Origin of the sequence: Devosia enhydra, from assembly GCF_900119845.1 — a bacterium.
Classification (GTDB): Bacteria; Pseudomonadota; Alphaproteobacteria; order Rhizobiales; family Devosiaceae; genus FPKU01.
Genome location: NZ_FPKU01000001.1, coordinates 787,330 through 805,736, shown reverse-complemented (window position 1 = coordinate 805,736; position 18,407 = coordinate 787,330). Strand labels below are relative to the sequence as shown.

Annotated in this window: 17 protein-coding genes; 13 read left to right on the top strand and 4 right to left on the bottom strand. The window is 64.9% G+C overall.

All coding sequences use genetic code 11. From position 1 onward, the window contains the following. Positions 1-13: 13 nt before the first annotated feature. The 3 genes from topA (at position 14) to BT183_RS03945 (ending at position 5,543) form a co-directional block, all read left to right on the top strand. On the top strand, positions 14-2,686 hold the full coding sequence (topA, locus tag BT183_RS03955) for a type I DNA topoisomerase (RefSeq protein WP_072339217.1): 2,673 nt from the start codon (positions 14-16) through the stop codon (positions 2,684-2,686). A 149-nt stretch (positions 2,687-2,835) separates the two neighbouring features. Next, on the top strand, positions 2,836-5,130 hold the full coding sequence (gene rnr, locus BT183_RS03950) for a ribonuclease R (protein WP_084603387.1): 2,295 nt from the start codon (positions 2,836-2,838) through the stop codon (positions 5,128-5,130). Between the two features lie 2 nt (positions 5,131-5,132). Then, the gene (locus tag BT183_RS03945; RefSeq protein WP_072339213.1) at positions 5,133-5,543 is read left to right on the top strand and encodes a DUF983 domain-containing protein; all 411 of its coding nucleotides are present in this window, start codon (positions 5,133-5,135) and stop codon (positions 5,541-5,543) included. Between the two features lie 19 nt (positions 5,544-5,562). On the opposite strand, the gene BT183_RS03940 is transcribed toward BT183_RS03945, so the two are convergent. Next, positions 5,563-6,291, bottom strand: coding sequence for a FadR/GntR family transcriptional regulator (locus tag BT183_RS03940; RefSeq protein WP_072341489.1), 729 nt, complete (start codon positions 6,289-6,291; stop codon positions 5,563-5,565). 80 nt (positions 6,292-6,371) lie between these two features. Then, positions 6,372-7,595 (bottom strand): mandelate racemase/muconate lactonizing enzyme family protein, encoded by a 1,224-nt coding sequence (locus BT183_RS03935; protein ID WP_072339211.1) that lies wholly within the window; start codon positions 7,593-7,595, stop codon positions 6,372-6,374. 272 nt (positions 7,596-7,867) lie between these two features. Here BT183_RS03935 and BT183_RS03930 point away from each other — a divergent pair, with 272 nt between their 5' ends. The 5 genes from BT183_RS03930 to rpmG all read left to right on the top strand — a co-directional run bounded on the left by BT183_RS03930 (position 7,868) and on the right by rpmG (position 12,114). After that, entirely contained in the window at positions 7,868-9,202 is a 1,335-nt protein-coding gene (locus BT183_RS03930) for a type 2 periplasmic-binding domain-containing protein (protein ID WP_072339209.1), read from the top strand. Between the two features lie 80 nt (positions 9,203-9,282). Continuing rightward, a complete protein-coding gene (locus BT183_RS03925; RefSeq protein WP_177282387.1) occupies positions 9,283-10,203 on the top strand; it encodes a carbohydrate ABC transporter permease in 921 nt (306 codons plus the stop codon). Between the two features lie 11 nt (positions 10,204-10,214). Continuing rightward, the gene (locus BT183_RS03920; protein WP_072339207.1) at positions 10,215-11,084 is read left to right on the top strand and encodes a carbohydrate ABC transporter permease; all 870 of its coding nucleotides are present in this window, start codon (positions 10,215-10,217) and stop codon (positions 11,082-11,084) included. 10 nt (positions 11,085-11,094) lie between these two features. After that, positions 11,095-11,847 carry a ribonuclease activity regulator RraA gene (locus BT183_RS03915; RefSeq protein WP_072339205.1) on the top strand — a complete coding sequence of 251 codons (753 nt, stop codon included), beginning with the start codon at positions 11,095-11,097 and terminating at the stop codon, positions 11,845-11,847. A 99-nt stretch (positions 11,848-11,946) separates the two neighbouring features. Beyond that, positions 11,947-12,114 carry a 50S ribosomal protein L33 gene (gene rpmG, locus BT183_RS03910; RefSeq protein ID WP_072339204.1) on the top strand — a complete coding sequence of 56 codons (168 nt, stop codon included), beginning with the start codon at positions 11,947-11,949 and terminating at the stop codon, positions 12,112-12,114. 351 nt (positions 12,115-12,465) lie between these two features. On the opposite strand, the gene BT183_RS03905 is transcribed toward rpmG, so the two are convergent. Together BT183_RS03905 and BT183_RS03900 are read right to left on the bottom strand one after the other, a co-directional pair. After that, a complete protein-coding gene (locus BT183_RS03905; protein ID WP_072339202.1) occupies positions 12,466-13,836 on the bottom strand; it encodes a PleD family two-component system response regulator in 1,371 nt (456 codons plus the stop codon). Positions 13,837-13,888: 52 nt separating this feature from the next. Next, complete coding sequence (locus BT183_RS03900) at positions 13,889-14,278, bottom strand: response regulator (RefSeq protein ID WP_072339200.1); 390 nt, start codon at positions 14,276-14,278, stop codon at positions 13,889-13,891. A 91-nt stretch (positions 14,279-14,369) separates the two neighbouring features. Here BT183_RS03900 and BT183_RS03895 point away from each other — a divergent pair, with 91 nt between their 5' ends. Genes BT183_RS03895 through BT183_RS03875 form a run of 5 tightly spaced genes read left to right on the top strand, consistent with a single transcriptional unit; the run spans position 14,370 to position 18,396 of the window. Further along, positions 14,370-14,651 carry a DUF3572 family protein gene (locus tag BT183_RS03895; RefSeq protein ID WP_072339198.1) on the top strand — a complete coding sequence of 94 codons (282 nt, stop codon included), beginning with the start codon at positions 14,370-14,372 and terminating at the stop codon, positions 14,649-14,651. A gap of 3 nt (positions 14,652-14,654) precedes the next feature. Next, positions 14,655-15,980: a DNA polymerase IV gene (locus BT183_RS03890; RefSeq protein ID WP_072339196.1), complete on the top strand. Its 1,326-nt coding sequence runs from the start codon at positions 14,655-14,657 to the stop codon at positions 15,978-15,980. Next, entirely contained in the window at positions 15,977-16,435 is a 459-nt protein-coding gene (locus tag BT183_RS03885) for a RidA family protein (protein WP_072339188.1), read from the top strand. Before BT183_RS03890 ends, BT183_RS03885 begins: the two co-directional genes overlap by 4 nt. 39 nt (positions 16,436-16,474) lie before the next feature. Further along, positions 16,475-17,227: a glycerophosphodiester phosphodiesterase family protein gene (locus BT183_RS03880; protein ID WP_072339186.1), complete on the top strand. Its 753-nt coding sequence runs from the start codon at positions 16,475-16,477 to the stop codon at positions 17,225-17,227. Further along, positions 17,224-18,396 carry a GNAT family N-acetyltransferase gene (locus BT183_RS03875; protein WP_072339184.1) on the top strand — a complete coding sequence of 391 codons (1,173 nt, stop codon included), beginning with the start codon at positions 17,224-17,226 and terminating at the stop codon, positions 18,394-18,396. The genes BT183_RS03880 and BT183_RS03875 overlap by 4 nt, the downstream gene beginning before the upstream one ends. The last annotated feature ends 11 nt before the right edge of the window (positions 18,397-18,407 follow it).

The following is an 18,407-nucleotide window of genomic DNA, read 5'->3' as shown; positions in this document are numbered from 1 at the left end:
GGAACCACCCCGAATGAAGCTCGTCATCGTTGAAAGTCCGGCCAAGGCCAAGACGATCAACAAATATCTCGGCAAGGACTACGAGGTTCTCGCGAGCTTTGGCCACATCCGCGACCTGCCATCCAAGGATGGCTCGGTGTTGCCCGATGACGATTTCGCGATGAGCTGGGAGATCGACGCCGGCTCCAAGAAGCACGTCGCCGAGATCGCGCGGGCCGTGAAGGAAGCCGACGAGATCATCCTGGCATCCGACCCCGATCGCGAAGGCGAGGCGATTGCCTGGCACGTTCTGGACGTGCTCAGGGAAAAGAAGGCGATCAAGGACAAGCCGGTCAGCCGCGTTGTCTTCAACGCCATCACCAAGTCGGCGATCACCGAGGCGATGAAGCACCCCCGCGCCATCGACGAGGACCTCGTCGATGCCTATCTGGCGCGCCGCGCCCTCGATTATCTCGTGGGGTTCACCCTCTCGCCGATCCTGTGGCGCAAGCTGCCGGGTTCTCGCTCCGCGGGGCGCGTGCAGTCCGTTTCGCTGCGTCTCGTGTGCGATCGCGAGGCCGAGATCGAGCGGTTCAAGCCCCAGGAATACTGGAGCATCATCGCCAATCTCGAAAAGTCGGGCAAGGTGTTCCCGGCCCGCCTCTATGCGGTGGATGGCAACAAGACCGACAAGCTCGATATTGGCAATGGCGATGAGGCGGCGGCCATCAAGGCTGCGATCGATCGCGGCGCCTTCCGTGTGACGGGCGTCGAGAAGAAGCCGACGCGGCGCAATCCCTACGCCCCCTTCACCACCTCGAGCCTGCAGCAGGATGCCTCGTCGCGGTTGGGCTTTTCGCCCTCGCGCACCATGCAGGCGGCCCAGCGCCTCTACGAGGCAGGTGTCATCACCTATATGCGAACCGACGGCGTGCAGATGGCCCCCGAGGCGATCGAGCAGGCGCGCCGTTCGATCGAAAAGGAATTCGGCACGGCCTATCTGCCGCCAACGCCGCGGCTCTATCAGAGCAAGGCCAAGAATGCGCAGGAGGCCCACGAGGCCATCCGCCCCACCGACATGTTCCGGCATCCCGATGCCTCGCGCGATCTCGAAGCCGACCAGCAAAAGCTTTACGGGCTGATCTGGCGCCGCACGCTGGCCAGCCAGATGCGGGCCGCCGAAATCGAGCGCACCACTGCCGATATCGCGGTTGAAAATGCCGGCCGCGAGATCGCCCTGCGTGCGGTGGGATCGGTCGTGACCTTCCCCGGCTTCCTCGCGCTGTATGGCGTGGAAGCCCGCGAAGATCGCCAGGACGATGCGGAAGACGAGGACAGCCGCGAGCTGCCTGCGCTAGCCGAAGGCGATCGCCCGGCGCTCAAGAGCTGCGATATCGAGCAGCACTTCACCCAGCCGCCGCCCCGCTATACCGAAGCGAGCCTGATCAAGAAGATGGAGGAGCTCGGCATCGGCCGGCCCTCGACCTACGCGGCGACCATCACCGTGCTGCAGGACCGCAATTACGTGCGGCTCGAAAAGCGGGCGCTGGTGCCCGAGGATCGCGGCCGCATCGTTACAGCGTTCCTCGAGAGCTTCTTTGCGCGTTACGTGGAATATGGCTTTACCGCCAGCCTCGAGGAGCAGCTCGACCTCATTTCGGACGGCAAGCTCGAGTGGAAGGACGTGCTGCGCGACTTCTGGCGGCAGTTCCACCATCAGGTCGAGGAGATAAAGGACCTGCGGGTGTCGGAGGTGCTCGACGCGCTCAACGACCTGCTCAAGGATCACATCTTTCCCGAAAAGCCCGATGGCTCGGATCCACGCGCGTGCCCTTCCTGCGGCACGGGCCAGCTTTCGCTCAAGATCGGCAAATTCGGGGCCTTCATCGGCTGCTCGAACTACCCCGAGTGCCGCCACACCATGCAGCTTTCGGATGCCGCGACCGGCGCCACGGCAGAAGCATCGGGCGATGGCGTGCTCGGCACCGACCCGGACTCGGGGGAACAGATCTTCCTGAAATCGGGCCGCTTCGGGCCATATGTGCAGCTTGGCGAAGGCAGCGAGCCCAAGCGCTCAAGCCTGCCCAAGGGCTGGACGCCGGCGTCGCTGACGCTTGAGAAAGCGCTCGAACTTCTGTCGCTGCCGCGCCTCGTGGGCCTGCATCCCGAGACCGGCCAGCCCATCACGGCGGGCATCGGCCGCTACGGGCCGTTCGTGCTCCATGATGGCAAATATGCCAACCTGTCCGATGTCGAGGAAGTGTTCACCGTCGGCCTCAACCGCGCCGTCGACCTGATCGCGGCCAAGGCGGCAGGCGGCGGGCGGCGGACCGCTACGCCCGCGGCGATCAAGAGCTTCGAGCATGCCGATGGCGCCATCACCGTGCGCGATGGACGATATGGGCCTTATGTCAACCAGGGCAAGGTCAATGCCACCCTGCCCAAGACGACAAAGCCCGAGGACGTAACGATCGAGCAGGCGCTCGAACTGCTGGCCGAACGTGCGGGCGCGACCAAGAAGCCGGCGCGCAAAACTGCTACCAAGGCAACGGGCAAGACTACCGCCGCCAAGACCGCGAGCAAGAGCAAGGCGGCTCCGGCCGAAAAAGCCGCGACGGCTAAAAAGCCTGCCGCAAAGAAGCCGGCCGCGAAAAAGGCTCCCGCCAAGTCGACACCGACCAGCAAGGCTAAGTCCGTCGAGGCCTGACCCTCACAGGAGGCCCGGCCTCGATGCAGCGGCCGGGGCTGACCGCCCGGAAATCGCCGCTCTTGGGAAACCGCATCGCGCGTCCTATCTTATTGCAGGATGACGCGGTTGCCCTCCGCGCGCTTGATTCCCCGCTGCTGGAAGGCCCGATGCCCCGCATACCCCAAGACGATACCGAAAAGCTGCCGAGCCTGCCGTCGCGCGAGGCGGTGCTCGATGCCATGGCCAATGTGCCCGGCCTCGATACCAAGCGCGACCTGGTGCGCCATTTCGGCATAGGCGGCTCCATGCGGGCCCCTTTTCGCGATCTCCTGAAGCAGCTCGAAGGCGAAGGCCATATCTCGCGCAAGCGTCGCACGCTGCGCCGGGCGGCCACCCTGCCCGCCGTGACCGTGCTCGATATTCCTACCGACGCCGATCCCGAAGCGCTCTACGGATTGCCGGCGAACTGGAGCGAGGACGAGGGCCCTGCCCCTCGGGTCAGCATTCTGGGCGGCAAGTCGGCGCGCGTGGTGCCGGGCCCCGGCGACCGCATCCTGGCGCGCATCGATGCGGGCGATGGCAGCATTCCGGTCTACACCGCCCGCCCGATGAAGATCCTCGACAAGCCGCGCCGCGGGCAGATCGGCATCGTGCGGCGCGACGAGGAGGGTGCGCGGCTCATTCCGGTCGATCGCAAGCAGCGCGAGATGCGGATCCACCTGGGCGATCTCGGCGAGGCGCGCGATGGCGACCTCGTGGAAGTGGAGGTCAAGCCCAGCGGCCGGCTGATGATCCCGCGGGCCAAGGTTGTGTCGGTAATCGGCAATCCGGCAAGCGAAGGGGCGGTCAGCATGATCGCCATCCACAGCCTCGAAATCCCCTATCGCTTCCCAACCGCAGCCTTGCAGGAGGCAGAAGCGGCAAAGGAGGCGACGCTTTCGGGGCGCGAGGACTGGCGCGATATTCCGCTCATCACCATAGATCCGGCCGATGCCAAGGATCATGACGACGCGGTGCATGCCGAGCCCGACAGCGACCCGAGCAATCCGGGCGGCCACATCATCCACATCGCCATTGCTGATGTCGCGGCTTATGTCCGGCCCGGCAGCGCGCTCGATCGCGAGGCGTATCTGCGCGGCAACTCGGTCTATTTTCCCGACCGGGTGGTGCCGATGCTGCCCGAGCGGATTTCGAACGAGCTATGTTCGCTCAAACCCGGGGTCAACCGGCCGGCGCTTGCGCTGCGCATGGTCATCGATGCCGAGGGCCACAAGAAGAGCCACAGCTTCCATCGCGTGCTGTTCCGCTCCGCCGGCAAGCTCGCCTATGAGCAGGCACAGGCGGCCATCGACGGGCGCCCGGACGATGTCACCGGCCCCCTGCTCGAGACAATCCTCAAGCCGCTCTGGGCCGCTTATGAGAGCATGAAGAGGGCGCGCACGCGCAGGGGGCCGCTCGATCTCGACCTGCCCGAGCGCAAGATCATCCTCGACGCCAATGGTATGGTCAGCGACATTCGCGTGCCCGAGCGCCTCGATGCGCACCGGCTGATCGAAGAGATGATGATCGCGGCCAATGTGGCGGCGGCCGAGACGCTCGAAAAGCATCGCTCCCCGCTGGTCTATCGCGTGCATGACGTGCCGAGCGAAGAAAAGCTGCTCGCGCTGCGCGAATTCCTCGGCTCGCTGGAGCTGTCGTTCCAGGCGGGAGATGCGGTGCGACCCGAACACTTCAACCGCGTGCTCGCCAAGGCCGAGGCCGGCGGCAAGAGCCACCAGGTTTCGGAGATGGTGCTGCGCAGCCAGGCGCAGGCTGAATACTCGCCGGAAAATTACGGGCATTTCGGGCTCAACCTGGACCGTTATGCCCACTTCACCTCGCCCATCCGACGCTATGCCGACCTCATCGTGCACCGCGCGCTGATTTCGGCGCTGGGCTTTGGCAGCGACGGTCTGAGGGAGGAGGACGAGAGCCGGCTGGTCGGCATCGCCCAGCACATCTCGGCTACCGAGCGGCGCGCCATGTCGGCCGAGCGCGAAACCGTCGACCGGCTGATGGCGCATTTCCTCGCCGGTCAGATCGGCGCGCGGTTCACCGGACGAATCGCCGGGGTCACGCGGGCCGGGCTCTTCGTGCGGCTGAGCGATACCGGGGCCGATGGCTTCATCCCGGCCTCCACGATCGGTGAGGACTATTATCGTCATGTCGAAGAGGAACAGGCGCTGGTGGGAGACCGCACGGGCGAGATGTTCCGACTCGGCGACACGGTGACCGTCCGGCTGCTCGAAGTGGCACCGCTTGCCGGCGCCCTGCGCTTCGAGTTGTTGTCCGAGGGCACCCGCGTCAATCCGTCCAATTTCAAACGCGCCGGGCGAAGCCCATCTAGGACGTATAAGGGACGACCAACGGGACGCACTCGCAGCGGCGGCAAGGCTCCGCCGTCGGGCCGAAGGAAGAAATAGACATGGGCGTGAAGATCGTGGCGCAGGACAAGCGCGATGTCGGCCGGGCCATCTGGAACGGCATGAAGCTCAAATGCCCGCATTGCGGCGAGGGTCACATGTTCCGCGGCTATCTCAAGGTTGCTGACAGCTGCGATGCGTGTGGCGAAGAGCTCAAGCATCACCGCGCCGATGATGGCCCGCCCTATATCGCCATCATGATCGTCGGGCATCTGCTTGTCGGCATCATGCTGCACATGGAAATCGCCATGCAGGTCAATCCGTTGACCTATCTCTACACCATGCTGCCGCTGGCCGTGATCCTGCCGCTCGCCATGCTGCCTTCCATCAAGGGCGGGCTCGTGGGCCTGCAATGGGCCAACCGCATGCATGGCTTTGATCCCAACCGGCCGCGCGAGATCCCCGAGGTCTGAAAAGCGAAATGGGCGCCACTCAGGCGCCCATGTCTTCGTCGACGCCCTCGAACACGCGCCTCTTGGCATTCTCGATATGCGCCCGCATCGCGAGCCGCGCCGCCTCGGCATCGCCCGCGACGATGGCATCGACGACGGCAGCATGCTCGGACTGGATGAGCTTCAATCGCTCGGACGAACGCCTGAGCGACAGATTGCGCGTGAGGTTGATGCCCATCACCATGTTCTCGCGCAGGAATTCCAGCATCCCCACATAGAAGCGGTTGTGCGTCGCGAGGCACACCGCGAGGTGAAAATCGTAATCCTCGGTGACGCCGAGCGCATTGCGCCTCACCACATCGTCGAGCGCCGCGAACGCGGTGCGCAATTGCGCGATGTCGGCGTCCGAGCGCCTCAGGGCAGCCTGATAGGCGGCATCGCCCTCCACGCCGACGCGAAACTCGAAGCAGCGCTGCATGTCCGAGATCGACGAGAGGGGCGCCAGCGCGCGCACCGCCCGGGCCGGCCGCGCGGTGACATAGCTGCCCGATCCCTGGCGGGAGACGATGAGACCATCGTCGCGCAGCCGTGCCAGCGCCTCGCGCACGACAGGCCGCGACACGCCGAATCGCTCGGCCAGCGCGCCTTCGGCCGGCAGGCGCGAATTTTCGGCAAAGACGCCATCGACGATCTCGGCGAGCACCTGCTCGTAGACGATATCGGCGAGACTGCGCTGCCTTGTCTGCGTGCTGGTTGTGTCGTCACTCACCGTCAGGATATCCGCTGCTTCCCGGCCCGTATCAGAGAGGATGGGCCCACCATCCATCATAATGGCTGCGGGCCGCCCCGTCATTTGGGAAACACCGACTGGCGCTGCCAGCGGGTCTGGACGTAGACGGCCTCCCTGAAGGTGCCGGCCTCATAGGCATTGACCTTGGCGGTGCCGCGCACGGCGACGTTGTGGCCCGGCGGATATTTGGCCACCTCTTCCTCGACGATGTCGACGCCCAGCCCCGGGGCCGTGGGCACGATGACATGGCCATCGACGATTTCGGGGCTCGGGTCGATGACGCGCTCGCGCGGCTCCCAATCGAGCGCGAAGCGTTCAAGCACCAGCGCGTTGGGGATCGCCGCCATGACGTGGATCGCCGCATATTCGGCCACCGGCCCGAGCGAGCCGGCGTGCGGCGCCACGGTGATGAAGCGGGCCTCGGCCATCGCCGCGATCTTTTTCATCTGCGAGATGCCGCCGGATCGGCCGGTATCGGGTTGCACGACATCGACCAGCCCTTCGCCGAGCAACTGGTTGAGGCCCCAGATATTGGCCCAGCGCTCGCCGGCCGCGAGCGGAATGGCGACCGCGTCGCGCAACCGCCGCAAGCCGTCGATGTTTTCGGGCGCCACCGGATCCTCCCAGAACAGCGGACGATACTGCTCGAGGCTGCGCCCGATGATCATCGCGTCCTTGGTGGTGAGCCAGGGCGCGCCGTGCAGGTCGAGCATCAGATCGATCTCGGGTCCTAAGGCATCGCGCAGCCGCGCCACCTTCTCGGGCACGCGGTGCACGCCACCCGTCTTGAGCGCGGTGTAGCCCATCTCGACATAGGCGCGGGCCTGCTCGGGCGTGCTGGCATGGCCATAGACGCGGATGCGGTCGCGCATCTTGCCGCCCAGGAGATTCCACACCGGCGTGCCGAGCACCTTGCCCTTGATGTCCCAGAGCGCGGTCTCTATGGCGGTGATGGCCCCTGCCCCGACGGTGCCCGTCTGGCCGTGCCCCATCTGGGCGACGAACATCTTCTGCCAGAGCCGCTCGATATCGGCCGGATCCTCATCGATGACGACAGGCGCGAGATCGCGCACCGCGGCCTCGACCACCACGGGCCAGCCGCTGCCCTCGCCGATGCCGGTTATGCCTTCATCGGTCGTGACCTTGACGAACAGCCAGTGCCGCGTGCCGTTGTCGGGCTGGCCGGTCGAAAAGCTGGGGGTGGCATCGGCACTGGGCTGGGCCAGCGGATTGCGCGGCGGGCCTGCCCGCATGAGAAAGGTCTTGATCCCGGTAATCTTCATCTCGCCCTCACCGATCTGTTGAGGCGCTTCTAGCACCGCGATGCGGTTAATTACAACTCCTTACAGGTCTGTGACGGGCTCGGCTGGACAAGGTGAACGGAAGGCGGATGCGGCACGCTGCAGAGGTTGAGACCGATGCTAAGTTGTAAAAAGTCATAAAATCTCGCTTGACAAAAACTCGGGGTGACGCGCAAATCCGGCCACGGTTCGGACTGGCCGGACGGCGACGGCAGAGATCGTCGCGACCTGCGTTCACTCTGGAGGAGGATTGCATGAGGACCATGACCACCCCTGCACGGCTGCGCCGTGCCTGGCTCGCCCCGCTCACCATCATCGGCTTGCTGGTGCCCGGCATGGCCGGCGCGCAGGAGAGCCTCGTTACCCCGGAAGTCATCGGCCGCCCCGATGCGCCGATCACCATCACCATGTCGCCGCGCTTTGGCTATTCGCACCAGTCCAATGACGAGCGTCGCCGCAATGCGCTGACCGAGGCGTTCGACAGCTGGATTCATCGGCATCCCGACGTGAAGATCGAGGTGCAGGTGCAGCAGGGCGACGACGCCGTGATCGTGGCCAAGCGCCTGCAGGATGCCGCCGCAGACCGCGCCGCCGACGTCATCATGACCGAGGATCGCGACTTCCAGAAATTCTACAGCCTGACCCAGCCGTTCGATCCTTATCTGTCGGAGGGCGACAAGGCCGACTTTATTCCCGGCATTCTCGACGCCATGACGGATCCCGAGACCGGCGAGGTGAAGTACCTCCAGATCACGGCCTATACCTATGGCCTGTGGTACCGGAAGGATCTGGTGCCGACCCCGCCCGCCTCGCTCGAAGAGCTCGCGACCCAGGCCGCGGCGCTCAAGGACCAGAACGGCTTCCGCTACGGGCTCTTCGTGCTCGGCGGTCCCGAGATCATGCGCCTCACTCTCATGAGCCATGTCGCCAGCCTCGGCGGTCAGATCATGGCCGATGACGCCGATTCCACCCCGGTCTTCGGAGAGGGCGAGAATCGCGACATCCTCATCCGCGTGCTGTCCTGGTACAAGGAGCAGGTCGATGCCGGCGTGATGCCGTCCGATGTCGTGTCCTTCTCGGCGACCGGCGACGTCGTCTCCCGCGTCACGGCGGGCGAGATGCCGTTCGTTCTGGGCGGCACCTTCATGGGCGGCGGCATCCGTGCCACGCCCGATGGCGACAAATGGGCTTTCGCGCCCATGCCGCAGCTCGATGGCGCCGCGCCCGTGATGTATCAGGGCGGCTGGAGCTGGGCGATGTTCACCAAGGACGCGCAAAAGCAGGCGCTGATCACCGACCTCCTGATGGACACCTATATCGGCCCTTGGGCCATGGCCCGCTGGGGCGAGGCCGGCGGCTACACCCCGACGCGTCTCTCCGCGCTCGACAAGTACACGGCCTTCGTCAACAACCCGCTCGATAAGAGCCTCGCCGATGGCGTGTCGCTGGCCATGCCCATGGCCAATGGCAAGCACTACAATGTCGTGGCAACGGCCATCGCCAATGCCTTCCAGCAGGTCGTGCTGGGCGCGGCAACGCCCGAACAGGCCGTCGACGAGGCCTGGGCAACCGTAGAGCTCGAGCTCTGATCGCGCGCGCGAACTCCCACTGACCCTGCCGGCGGGCCGCCATGCTGGCCCGCCTTTCTCTCCTCCCTGGGATCACAGCCGTGACCAAAGCGCAAAGCCTCGGCCGAAGCGTCGGCCTCTGGACAAGGATGCAGGAAGCGCCGCTGTTCTGGCTGCTGCCTGCCGGGCTCTTCCTGCTGGTGTTCTACACCTGGCCGCTGCTCGATGTGATCCGCCTGAGCTTCACCAATGCCAGCCTCATCGGTGGCGACTACGAATATGGCTTCGATTCCTATCGCCGGCTCTTCCGTGATCCGGCGACGATGCGCAGCCTCCAGATCACGCTGATCTTTGCCGGTGGCAGCGTGCTGCTCAAGCTGACGCTGGGCATGCTGCTGGCGCTGGCCATCGATGCGGGCGTCAAGCGCGGTCTCAAGGGCATGGTGGTGGTGCGCACCTCCATCCTCGCGGCCTGGGTGATCCCCGGCGTGATCGTGGGCGTGCTCTGGAAGCTGCTGCTCTCCACATCGAGCCATGGGCTGCTCAACTACTGGATTTCGGAAGCCTTCGGCACCTCCGTGCCCTTCCTCACCGACACCCGGCTGGCGCTGCTGACGGCCATCCTGGCCAATGTCTGGCGCGGTGTCGCCTTCACCATGATCATCCTCTACGCGGGCCTGCAGAAGATACCCGCTGAACTCTATGAGGCGGCGCGGATCGACGGGGCCAATGCCTGGGCGCGGTTCCGCTACGTGACGCTGCCACAGCTGGTGCCGGTGGTGTTCGTCTCGCTCGTGCTGATGACGATCAGCGGGGTCAACACCTTCGACCTGATCGTGGCGCTTACCGAGGGCGGCCCGGCGCGCGCCACCGAAGTCATCGGGCTCAGCGTCTACCAGCAGGTCTTCAAGTTCATGAATCTGGGGCGGGGTGCCGCCGTCGCGGTTCTGCTGCTCGCCATCAACCTTCTGATGACGCTCGTCTATCTCTGGCTGCTGCGCGTCAACCGCCAGGCCGATTGAGGATTATGCACATGGAGCAGACACAGAATCACGTCGGCAATCCGCGCCTCAGGCTCTTGGGCAATATCGGGCTCTATCTGGGGTTCGCCGTGGCCGTCACCATCGCACTCTTCCCGATCATCATGGTCGTAATGCTCTCGATGAAGAGCCGGACCGAAGTGTTCACCTGGCCGCCGACCTTCCTGCCGCAGAGCTTCAATCTCTCGACCTACATCTATGTGCTGACCGAAACGACCATCGGCCGCATGCTGTGGAACTCTGTATTCCTCACCACCTTCTCGGTGCTCGGCTGCATCCTCGTCTCGGCGCCCGCAGCCTATGCCTTCTCGCGTCTGCGGTTCCGCTTCGACAAGCAGCTGCTGCTGTTGCTGCTCGTCTATCAGATGATCTCCTCGATGGTGATCGCCATTCCGCTCTATCGCTACTACGAGCAGCTCAACCTGCTCGACAGCCATCTGGGCGTGATCCTGATCTACATCACGGTGGAGATCCCGTTCACCGTCTGGCTGCTCAAGGGCTTCTTCGATTCGATCCCGGCCTCGCTCGACGAAGCGGCGCGGATCGATGGTGCGAGCCGGCTCCAGGTGCTGCGGCTGGTGATCCTGCCGCTGGCCATGCCCGGCCTCGCGGCGGCGCTGATTTTCAACGTCATCTCCTCGTGGAGCCAGTTCATCATCCCCTTCATCCTGCTCCAGCGCAGCGAATTACTGCCCATCTCGATCGGCGTGCTGAATTTCGCGCCCGGACAGACCGAAGGCGAAGTGACCATTCCCTATCTCGCGGCTGCATCGGTGATCGCCATGCTGCCTGCGGTGACCATGTTCATCATCCTGCAACGCTTCATCGTCCAGGCGCTCACCGGCGGCGCCGTCAAGGGTTAGGAGACCTGCCATGACCGACATTCTCGCGCCCATGGCTCCCGAGCTGAGGAAGAAATTCCTCGAGGTGAGTACGGCTACCCTCGCCACCACCCTGTTCCGCCGGGGTCTGCGCTGCCAGTTCGTGCAGGGCGTCAAGCGGCTCTCGACGCGCAAGGCGACGATGGTGGGGCCTGCCTTCACGCTGCGCTACATCCCTGCACGCGAAGATCTCGACGTGCTCGCCGCCTTCCGCGATCCGCGCCACCCCCAGCGCCACGCAGTGGAGACCATTCCGTCGGGCCATGTGCTGGTGATGGATTGTCGCGGGGACGCGACGGCGGCCTCAGCGGGGGCGATTCTCCTCACGCGCCTCGTGGTGCGGGGCTGCGCCGGCGTCGTGACCGATGGCGGGCTCCGGGATGCCGACGACATCGCGGCCCTGCCGATCCAGACCTATTGCGCCACGCCATCGGCCCCTACCAATCTGACGCGTCACCACGCCATCGATATCAACCTGCCGATCGGCTGCGGGACGGCACCGGTCTTTCCGGGTGACATCATGGTGGGCGATGGCGATGGGGTGATGGTGGTGCCGCGCGAAATCGCCGAGGAGGTGGCCGAGGAGGCCTGGCAACAGGAGCAGCTCGAGGCCTTTGTCATCGGCGAGATCGCGGCCGGCCGCCCCCTGCCCGGCACCTATCCGCCCAATGAGGAAACGCTCATGCGCTATCGCACGAGCCGCAATGGCGCCGGTCCGGCAAGTGCCGGTCAGCCGGCGATCTGACCCTCTGTCGCGCTTGACTTCGGGCCGGAAATCCGTAGTTTGCGCCCGAATTGATTGCCGCGCGCCTGCCGCGCGGCTCGGTGTTTCAAGGATAACACGATGGCCAAGACCAACACGATCAAGATCCGTCTCGTCTCAACGGCCGACACCGGATTTTTCTACGTCACCAAGAAGAACTCGCGCACCCAGACCGAGAAGCTTACGTTCAAGAAGTATGATCCGGTGGTGCGCAAGCATGTCGACTTCAAGGAAGCCAAGATCAAATAAGTGATCGCTTCCAGATCTGAATGAAAAAGCCCCGCATCATCGATGCGGGGCTTTTTGCTGCGATCGCGTGATGGGCGATTGCGGATCGGAGTGGCTGGTCCGGCTCGGCGTGTCGAAGAGGCCACTCTAGCCTTGCCGGACCAGCCTCCCTACGGACCCAGGAGTTGCGGCGGACCTGAGGTTGACCGTAGGGAATGCAGCGGAGGCTCGGCGCGTCGGCCGCGTCTCCTTGAGCGCGAAGGTACTCTTTTCAGGCCCGGCATCAACCCTGGCCCGCCAATATAATGAAACGTTAACCTTACCGCCGGCTAATGCCGAGACAGGATCGGGTCGCCCGGTTTTTTCCACGCCTCAAGCGGCGTCGAAGATCACCCGGTTCCGCCCCTCCCGCTTGGCGCGATAGAGCGCGACATCGGCGCGCTTGAGCAGCGAGTCGGGGGTATCGTCCGCCAGCTCGTTGAGCGCCACCCCCACCGATACGGTGAGCCCGAAGCTGCGCGCGTCCTCGCCGGCAAAAGGCCGGTCGGCAACCGCCGAACGCACGCGTTCTGCAACACCCTCGGCATTGCGCAGGTCGATATCGGGCATCAGCACGACGAATTCCTCGCCGCCCAACCGGCAGGGCAAGTCGACGCCGCGGATATTGCGCCGCAGCCGCAATGCGAATTCGCGCAGCACGGCATCGCCGACATCATGACCATGGGTGTCGTTGACGGTCTTGAAGTAGTCCATGTCGATCAGCATCACCGCCATATCGCGGTCCTGCTCGCGCGCCTTTTCCATCATCAGGGTCAGGTGGCGGTCGAAATAGCGGCGGTTGTAGAGGCCGGTGAGCTGGTCGGTGATGGCGAGCGCGAGGGTATTGGAGAGATTGTCCCGCAGCGCCTGGGCGTATCTGTGCCGGCGCACCTGCGTGGCGACGCGAGCCAGAAGTTCGCTCTTTTCCACCGGACGCAGGATGAAGTCGTTGATGCCGAGGTCGAGCCCGCGCATGACCCGGGCCCGGTCGGCCTCCTCGGCAACGAGGAGGATGGGCAGGGTTCGCGCCTGTTCCATGGTGCGCAGTTGCGAGGCCACCCTCAGCGGGTCGTGGTCGCCAAGTGCCATGCTGACGATGACGAGCTCGAACTCGCCACCCGCGATCCGCGCAGGAACCTCCTCGGGCTCGGACAGCATCTCGACATCGTGGCGCGCGCCAAGCTGCTCGATGGTGCGGCGGGCCGAGCGCAGGTCGGGATCGACAAGCAGGATGCGGGCATTGTCGGGCGTCATTGATTCCGCGGCCGGCATGATATCGTCGGCGGCAATGTCACCACCGGTGCGCGCGCGGGCCCGCAACTCGTCGGTCAGGAGCTTGAGGCGGGACAGAGAGCGCACGCGGGCAAGCAGCTGGAGATCATCGACCGGCTTGCTGATGAAATCGTCGGCGCCCACTTGCAGGCCGCGCACGCGATCGCTCTGCTGGTCCAGCGCAGTGATCATCAGGACGGGAACGTGCTGGGTGCGCGGATCGGCCTTGAGCCGGCGGCAGACCTCAAAGCCGTCCATGCCCGGCATCATGACATCGAGCAGCACCACATCGACGCCACCGGCAAAGCAGAGATCGAGGGCGGCGGGGCCGGAGGTGGCGGCGCGAACGTCGAAATATTCGGCGGACAGGCGGGCTTCGAGCAACCTGATATTGGCCGGGACGTCGTCAACGATCAGCACCCGAGCCGTCACGAATCCTTGCCCCCGCACTGTCCTGATGGATCAGCCGGGGAGAAGCCCCCGGCTATCGTGCAGGGCCAATGTAGCGGGCAATGGTTTCCAAAAAGTGAGGCACGGAGATGGGCTTGGAGATGTAGCCCTCGCAGCCGCCGGCCAGTATGCGCTCCTCGTCACCCTTCATCGCGAAGGCGGTGACGGCGATGACCGGAATGGCCGCAAGTTCGTCGTCTTCCTTGAGCCATTTGGTGACGACGAGGCCCGAAACCTCGGGCAGCTGGATATCCATCAGGATCAGGTCGGGGTGATGCGCACGCGCCAGCTCAAGCGCTTCCATGCCGTTTCGGGTCTGGATCACCATATAGCCCTGCGACTCCAGCAGGTCATTGAACAGCTTCATGTTGAGCTCGTTGTCCTCGACGATCATCACCGTCTTCGGACGCGTCCTGTCGGACATGGCGATTCCCCTGTCGGGCCAGCGCAGCCCCCTGTGTTCTGCCCGATGAAGGGTTTAACATCAATGACGAACGCTGCCCGAGGACACTGGGATGCCTATCCGCGAACAATCGGCAGTGCCGGCCACGACACAACTTGGTGAGCTGTGCCTTGGCTACCTCGCCGAAAATCCCGAGGCGCTCGCCGCCTTCATGGCCGAGACCGGATATGACGGACGGTCCCTGATGGCTGCGCGCGGAACGCCCGCTCTGGCGAGCGGGCTCATCGACCATTTCGCCCGCAACGAACCGCTGCTGCTGGCGCTCTGCTCGAACGCCGGCATTGCGCCGGAACGCTTCATGGCCGTCTGGCAGCGGCTCAACCCGCAGTCCTGAACGATGGCCGACCTGCATTTTCTCTGCCGGGATTGCGATCGCTGGGGCAGGCGCGAGACCCCTCCCCCGCGCTGCCCGGAATGCGGGTCGCCGCGCCTGCTCGTCCACTCCGAACTCGACGCGCTCGCGATTGCGCATATCGACTGCGATGCCTTTTACGCGTCGATCGAAAAGCGCGATGACCCGAGCCTTCGGGACAAGCCGCTGATCATCGGCGGCGGGGTGCGCGGGGTGGTCTCGACCTGTTGCTACATCGCCCGGCAATATGGTGTGCGCTCGGCCATGCCGATGTTCAAGGCGCGCGAATTGTGCCCGCAGGCCACGGTGATAAAGCCCGACATGGCCAAATATGTCGGCGTCAGCCGGCAGATCCGCGCCCGCATGGACGCACTGACCCCTTCGGTGCAGCCGCTCTCGATCGACGAGGCGTTTCTCGATCTTTCCGGCACCCAGCAATTGCACAAGGCGCCGCCGGCGCAGGTGCTGTCACGCCTCTCCCGCGAGATCGAGCGCGATCTGGGCATCACGGTTTCCGTCGGGCTCTCGCACAACAAGTTCCTCGCCAAGATCGCCTCGGACCTCGACAAGCCGCGCGGCTTTGCGCTGATCGGCAGGGCGGAGACGGTAGGCTTCCTGGCTCGGCAGCAGGTCGACATCATCTTCGGGGTCGGCAAGGTGTTTGCCGAAAAATTGCGGCGCGACGGTTTCCACACCCTCGCCGACATCCAGGCCCGCCCGCAGCACGACCTTATCCGGCTCTATGGCGAGACGGGACTGAGGCTGAGCCGGCTGGCGCTGGGCGAGGATGCCCGTGCCGTCGAGACCGACCATGAGATGAAGACCGTCTCGTCCGAAAGCACGTTCAACGCCGATCTTGCCGATTTCGAAGCCCTGTCGACCGAGCTGCTCGCGCTCTGCGAGCGCCTGTCCGAGCGGCTCAAGACCAAGCAGCTGGCAGGCGACACGGTGACGCTCAAGCTCAAGACGGCGGATTTCCGCTTGCGGACACGGGCCCGCCACCTGATGATCGGCACGCAGCTGGCCGGCACGCTCTATCAAGCCGGACTGCAGCTGCTGGCGCGCGAGGTGGACGGCACGCCGTTCAGGCTCATCGGCATCGGCGTCAGCGGGCTCACACGCGCCGAAGCCGACGATCCCGCAGACCTCCTCGACCCCGGGATCGCAAGACGCGCCGCGGCTGAACGCGCTATGGACAGGGTACGCGAACGATTCGGCCGCGAGGCCCTCGTGCGCGGCAAGCTCTACGGGCGCCGCCCCAGCCGGCCGCCGCTCGACAAAGACGATGAACCAAAAGGGACACCTCGATGACCACAGCCCTCGACCGCCTCCGCCAGTATGGATATGAGCTGCCCACCCCGCGCGCGCCTGTCGCGAGCTACGTGCCGGTCACCCGCTCGGGCAATATCCTTTACGTTTCCGGCCAGATTTCGGCCAGCGATGCGGGCGTCGTGACCGGTCGGCTGGGTGACACGATGAACGTGGTGCAGGGTGGCAATGCGGCAGAGCTGGCGGCGCTCAATGTGCTGGCGCAGATCGTCCACTCCGCAGGCATCGATCTCGAAGCGATCAAGCGGGTGTTGAAGCTCTCGGTTTTCGTCTGCTCGGCCCCCGAATTCAACGAACAGCACCTTGTGGCCAATGGCGGTTCGAACCTCATCATCGGGGTTCTGGGCGACAAGGGACGGCATGCGCGGTCTGCCTTCGGTGTCGCGGCGCTGCCGCTCGGCGCAGCCGTGGAAATCGAGGCGATCGTAGAGGTATAGGCCAGGGCCTGACCCCATCCATCTCACGCGAGTTCCAGCATGCCCCGGCCCGTATTCGACACGCCGATCGCCCATCGCGGCCTGCATGATCGGGCGGCCGGCATCATCGAGAACTCGCGCACGGCTTTCGAGCGCGCCGTCGCCGCCGGCTATGCCATCGAATGCGACCTGCAACTGACGCGCGATGGCGTGCCGGTGGTGTTCCATGACGCAACGCTCGATCGCCTGACGGGGCGCAGGGGGCGGGTCATCGACCTGACCGCCGACGAGCTCTGCGCCATCCCGCTTCTCGGCAGCAGTTCGGCAGACACGCCGCAGCGCTTTCACCAACTGCTCGACCAGGTCCGGGGACGGGTGCTGCTGCAGGTCGAACTGAAGCAGCAGTCGGGGGCCGCGACGGGCATGCTGGCCAAGACCGTCGCCGACCAGGCCTCCGGTTATGCCGGCCCGATCGCTCTTGAATCCTTTGATCCGGCGCTGGTTGCGCTGGTCTCTCGCTTCGGCTTCATGGGTCCGCGTGGCATCATCACCGAGCTGTATGACGGGTCCGATGAGGACACTGCCCATCTTTCGCCATCTCGCAGGCGCTTCCTCCGCCATCTTCTCCATTGGCCGTGGACGCGCTTCGATTTCATCTCCGCCAGCAAGGATGCGCTGGACCTGCCCGCCATCCGTTTGTTCCGCAGTCTGGGCAAGCCGGTTACGGTCTGGACCATCCGCAGCCGCGTAGAAGCACGAGATGCGCAGAGCGCTTCGGACCAGATCGTCTTCGAGGGGTTCACGCCCGAGTGAGTGAAACGACCTTTACGCTCGATATCGTCGACGGCGTCGGCGCGATCGACGCCGGGAGCTGGAACGGGCTTTTGCCCGGAGACGCGGGACGCCCCGACAATCCTTTTCTCGATCACGCGTTCTTTGCGGCCCTCGAGGCGTCCGGGAGTCCCTCGGTGGAGACCGGGTGGCAGCCGCAGCACATCGTGTTGCGCGGCGAGGACAAGACCATTGCCGGCATCGCGCCGCTCTACCTCAAGAGCCATTCCCAGGGTGAATATGTCTTCGATCATGGATGGGCCGACGCCTTCGAGCGCGCCGGGGGTAGCTATTACCCCAAGATGCAGATCTGCGTGCCCTTTACCCCGGTAACCGGCCCGCGATTCCTTGCAAAAACCGAGGCTGGCAAGGCGGCACTCATGCAGGCGGTGGCGGGTCTTGCCGACCGCAACGGCATTTCCTCGGCGCATGCGACGTTCATGACGGAGGACGAGGCCGATCTGGCCGAGCGTGCCGGCTGGCTCCTGCGCACCGATACCCAGTTCCACTGGCACGATGCCGGCTATGGAAACTTCGAGGGCTTTCTCGGCTCGCTCTCGTCGCGCCATCGCAAGCAGTTGCGGCGGGAACGGCGCGAGGCCACCGAGGGCCTGACCATCCGCTGGCTCACGGGCGCGGACCTGACCGAAGCGGTGTGGGACCGGTTCTACGACTTCTACATCGATACCGGCAGCCGGAAATGGGGACGACCCTACCTCAACCGGGCGTTCTTCTCGATGCTGTCGGCTGCCATGGCCGACAGGGTTCTGCTGATGTTTGCCTATGAGGGAGACGAGCCCGTTGCCGGGACCCTGAGCCTGATCGGAAAGGACGCGCTTTACGGCCGGTACTGGGGTGCGACACGGAGCATAGCTTTTCTCCACTTCGAACTCTGCTACTATCAGGCCATCGACTTCGCACTGTCGCACGGCCTGTCCCGAATCGAAGCCGGTGCGCAGGGCGAACATAAGCTGGCGCGCGGCTACGGCCCCGCCACGACGCGCTCGGCGCACTGGATCGGCCACAAGGGCCTGCGACAGGCCGTTGCACGGTTTCTCGAGCAGGAACGCGAGGCGGTGGAAGAGAGCCAGGACGTGCTGGCCCGCTATACACCGTTCCGAAAAGGAGACATTCCGCCTCAGGATCGTTAGGATGCGGAGGT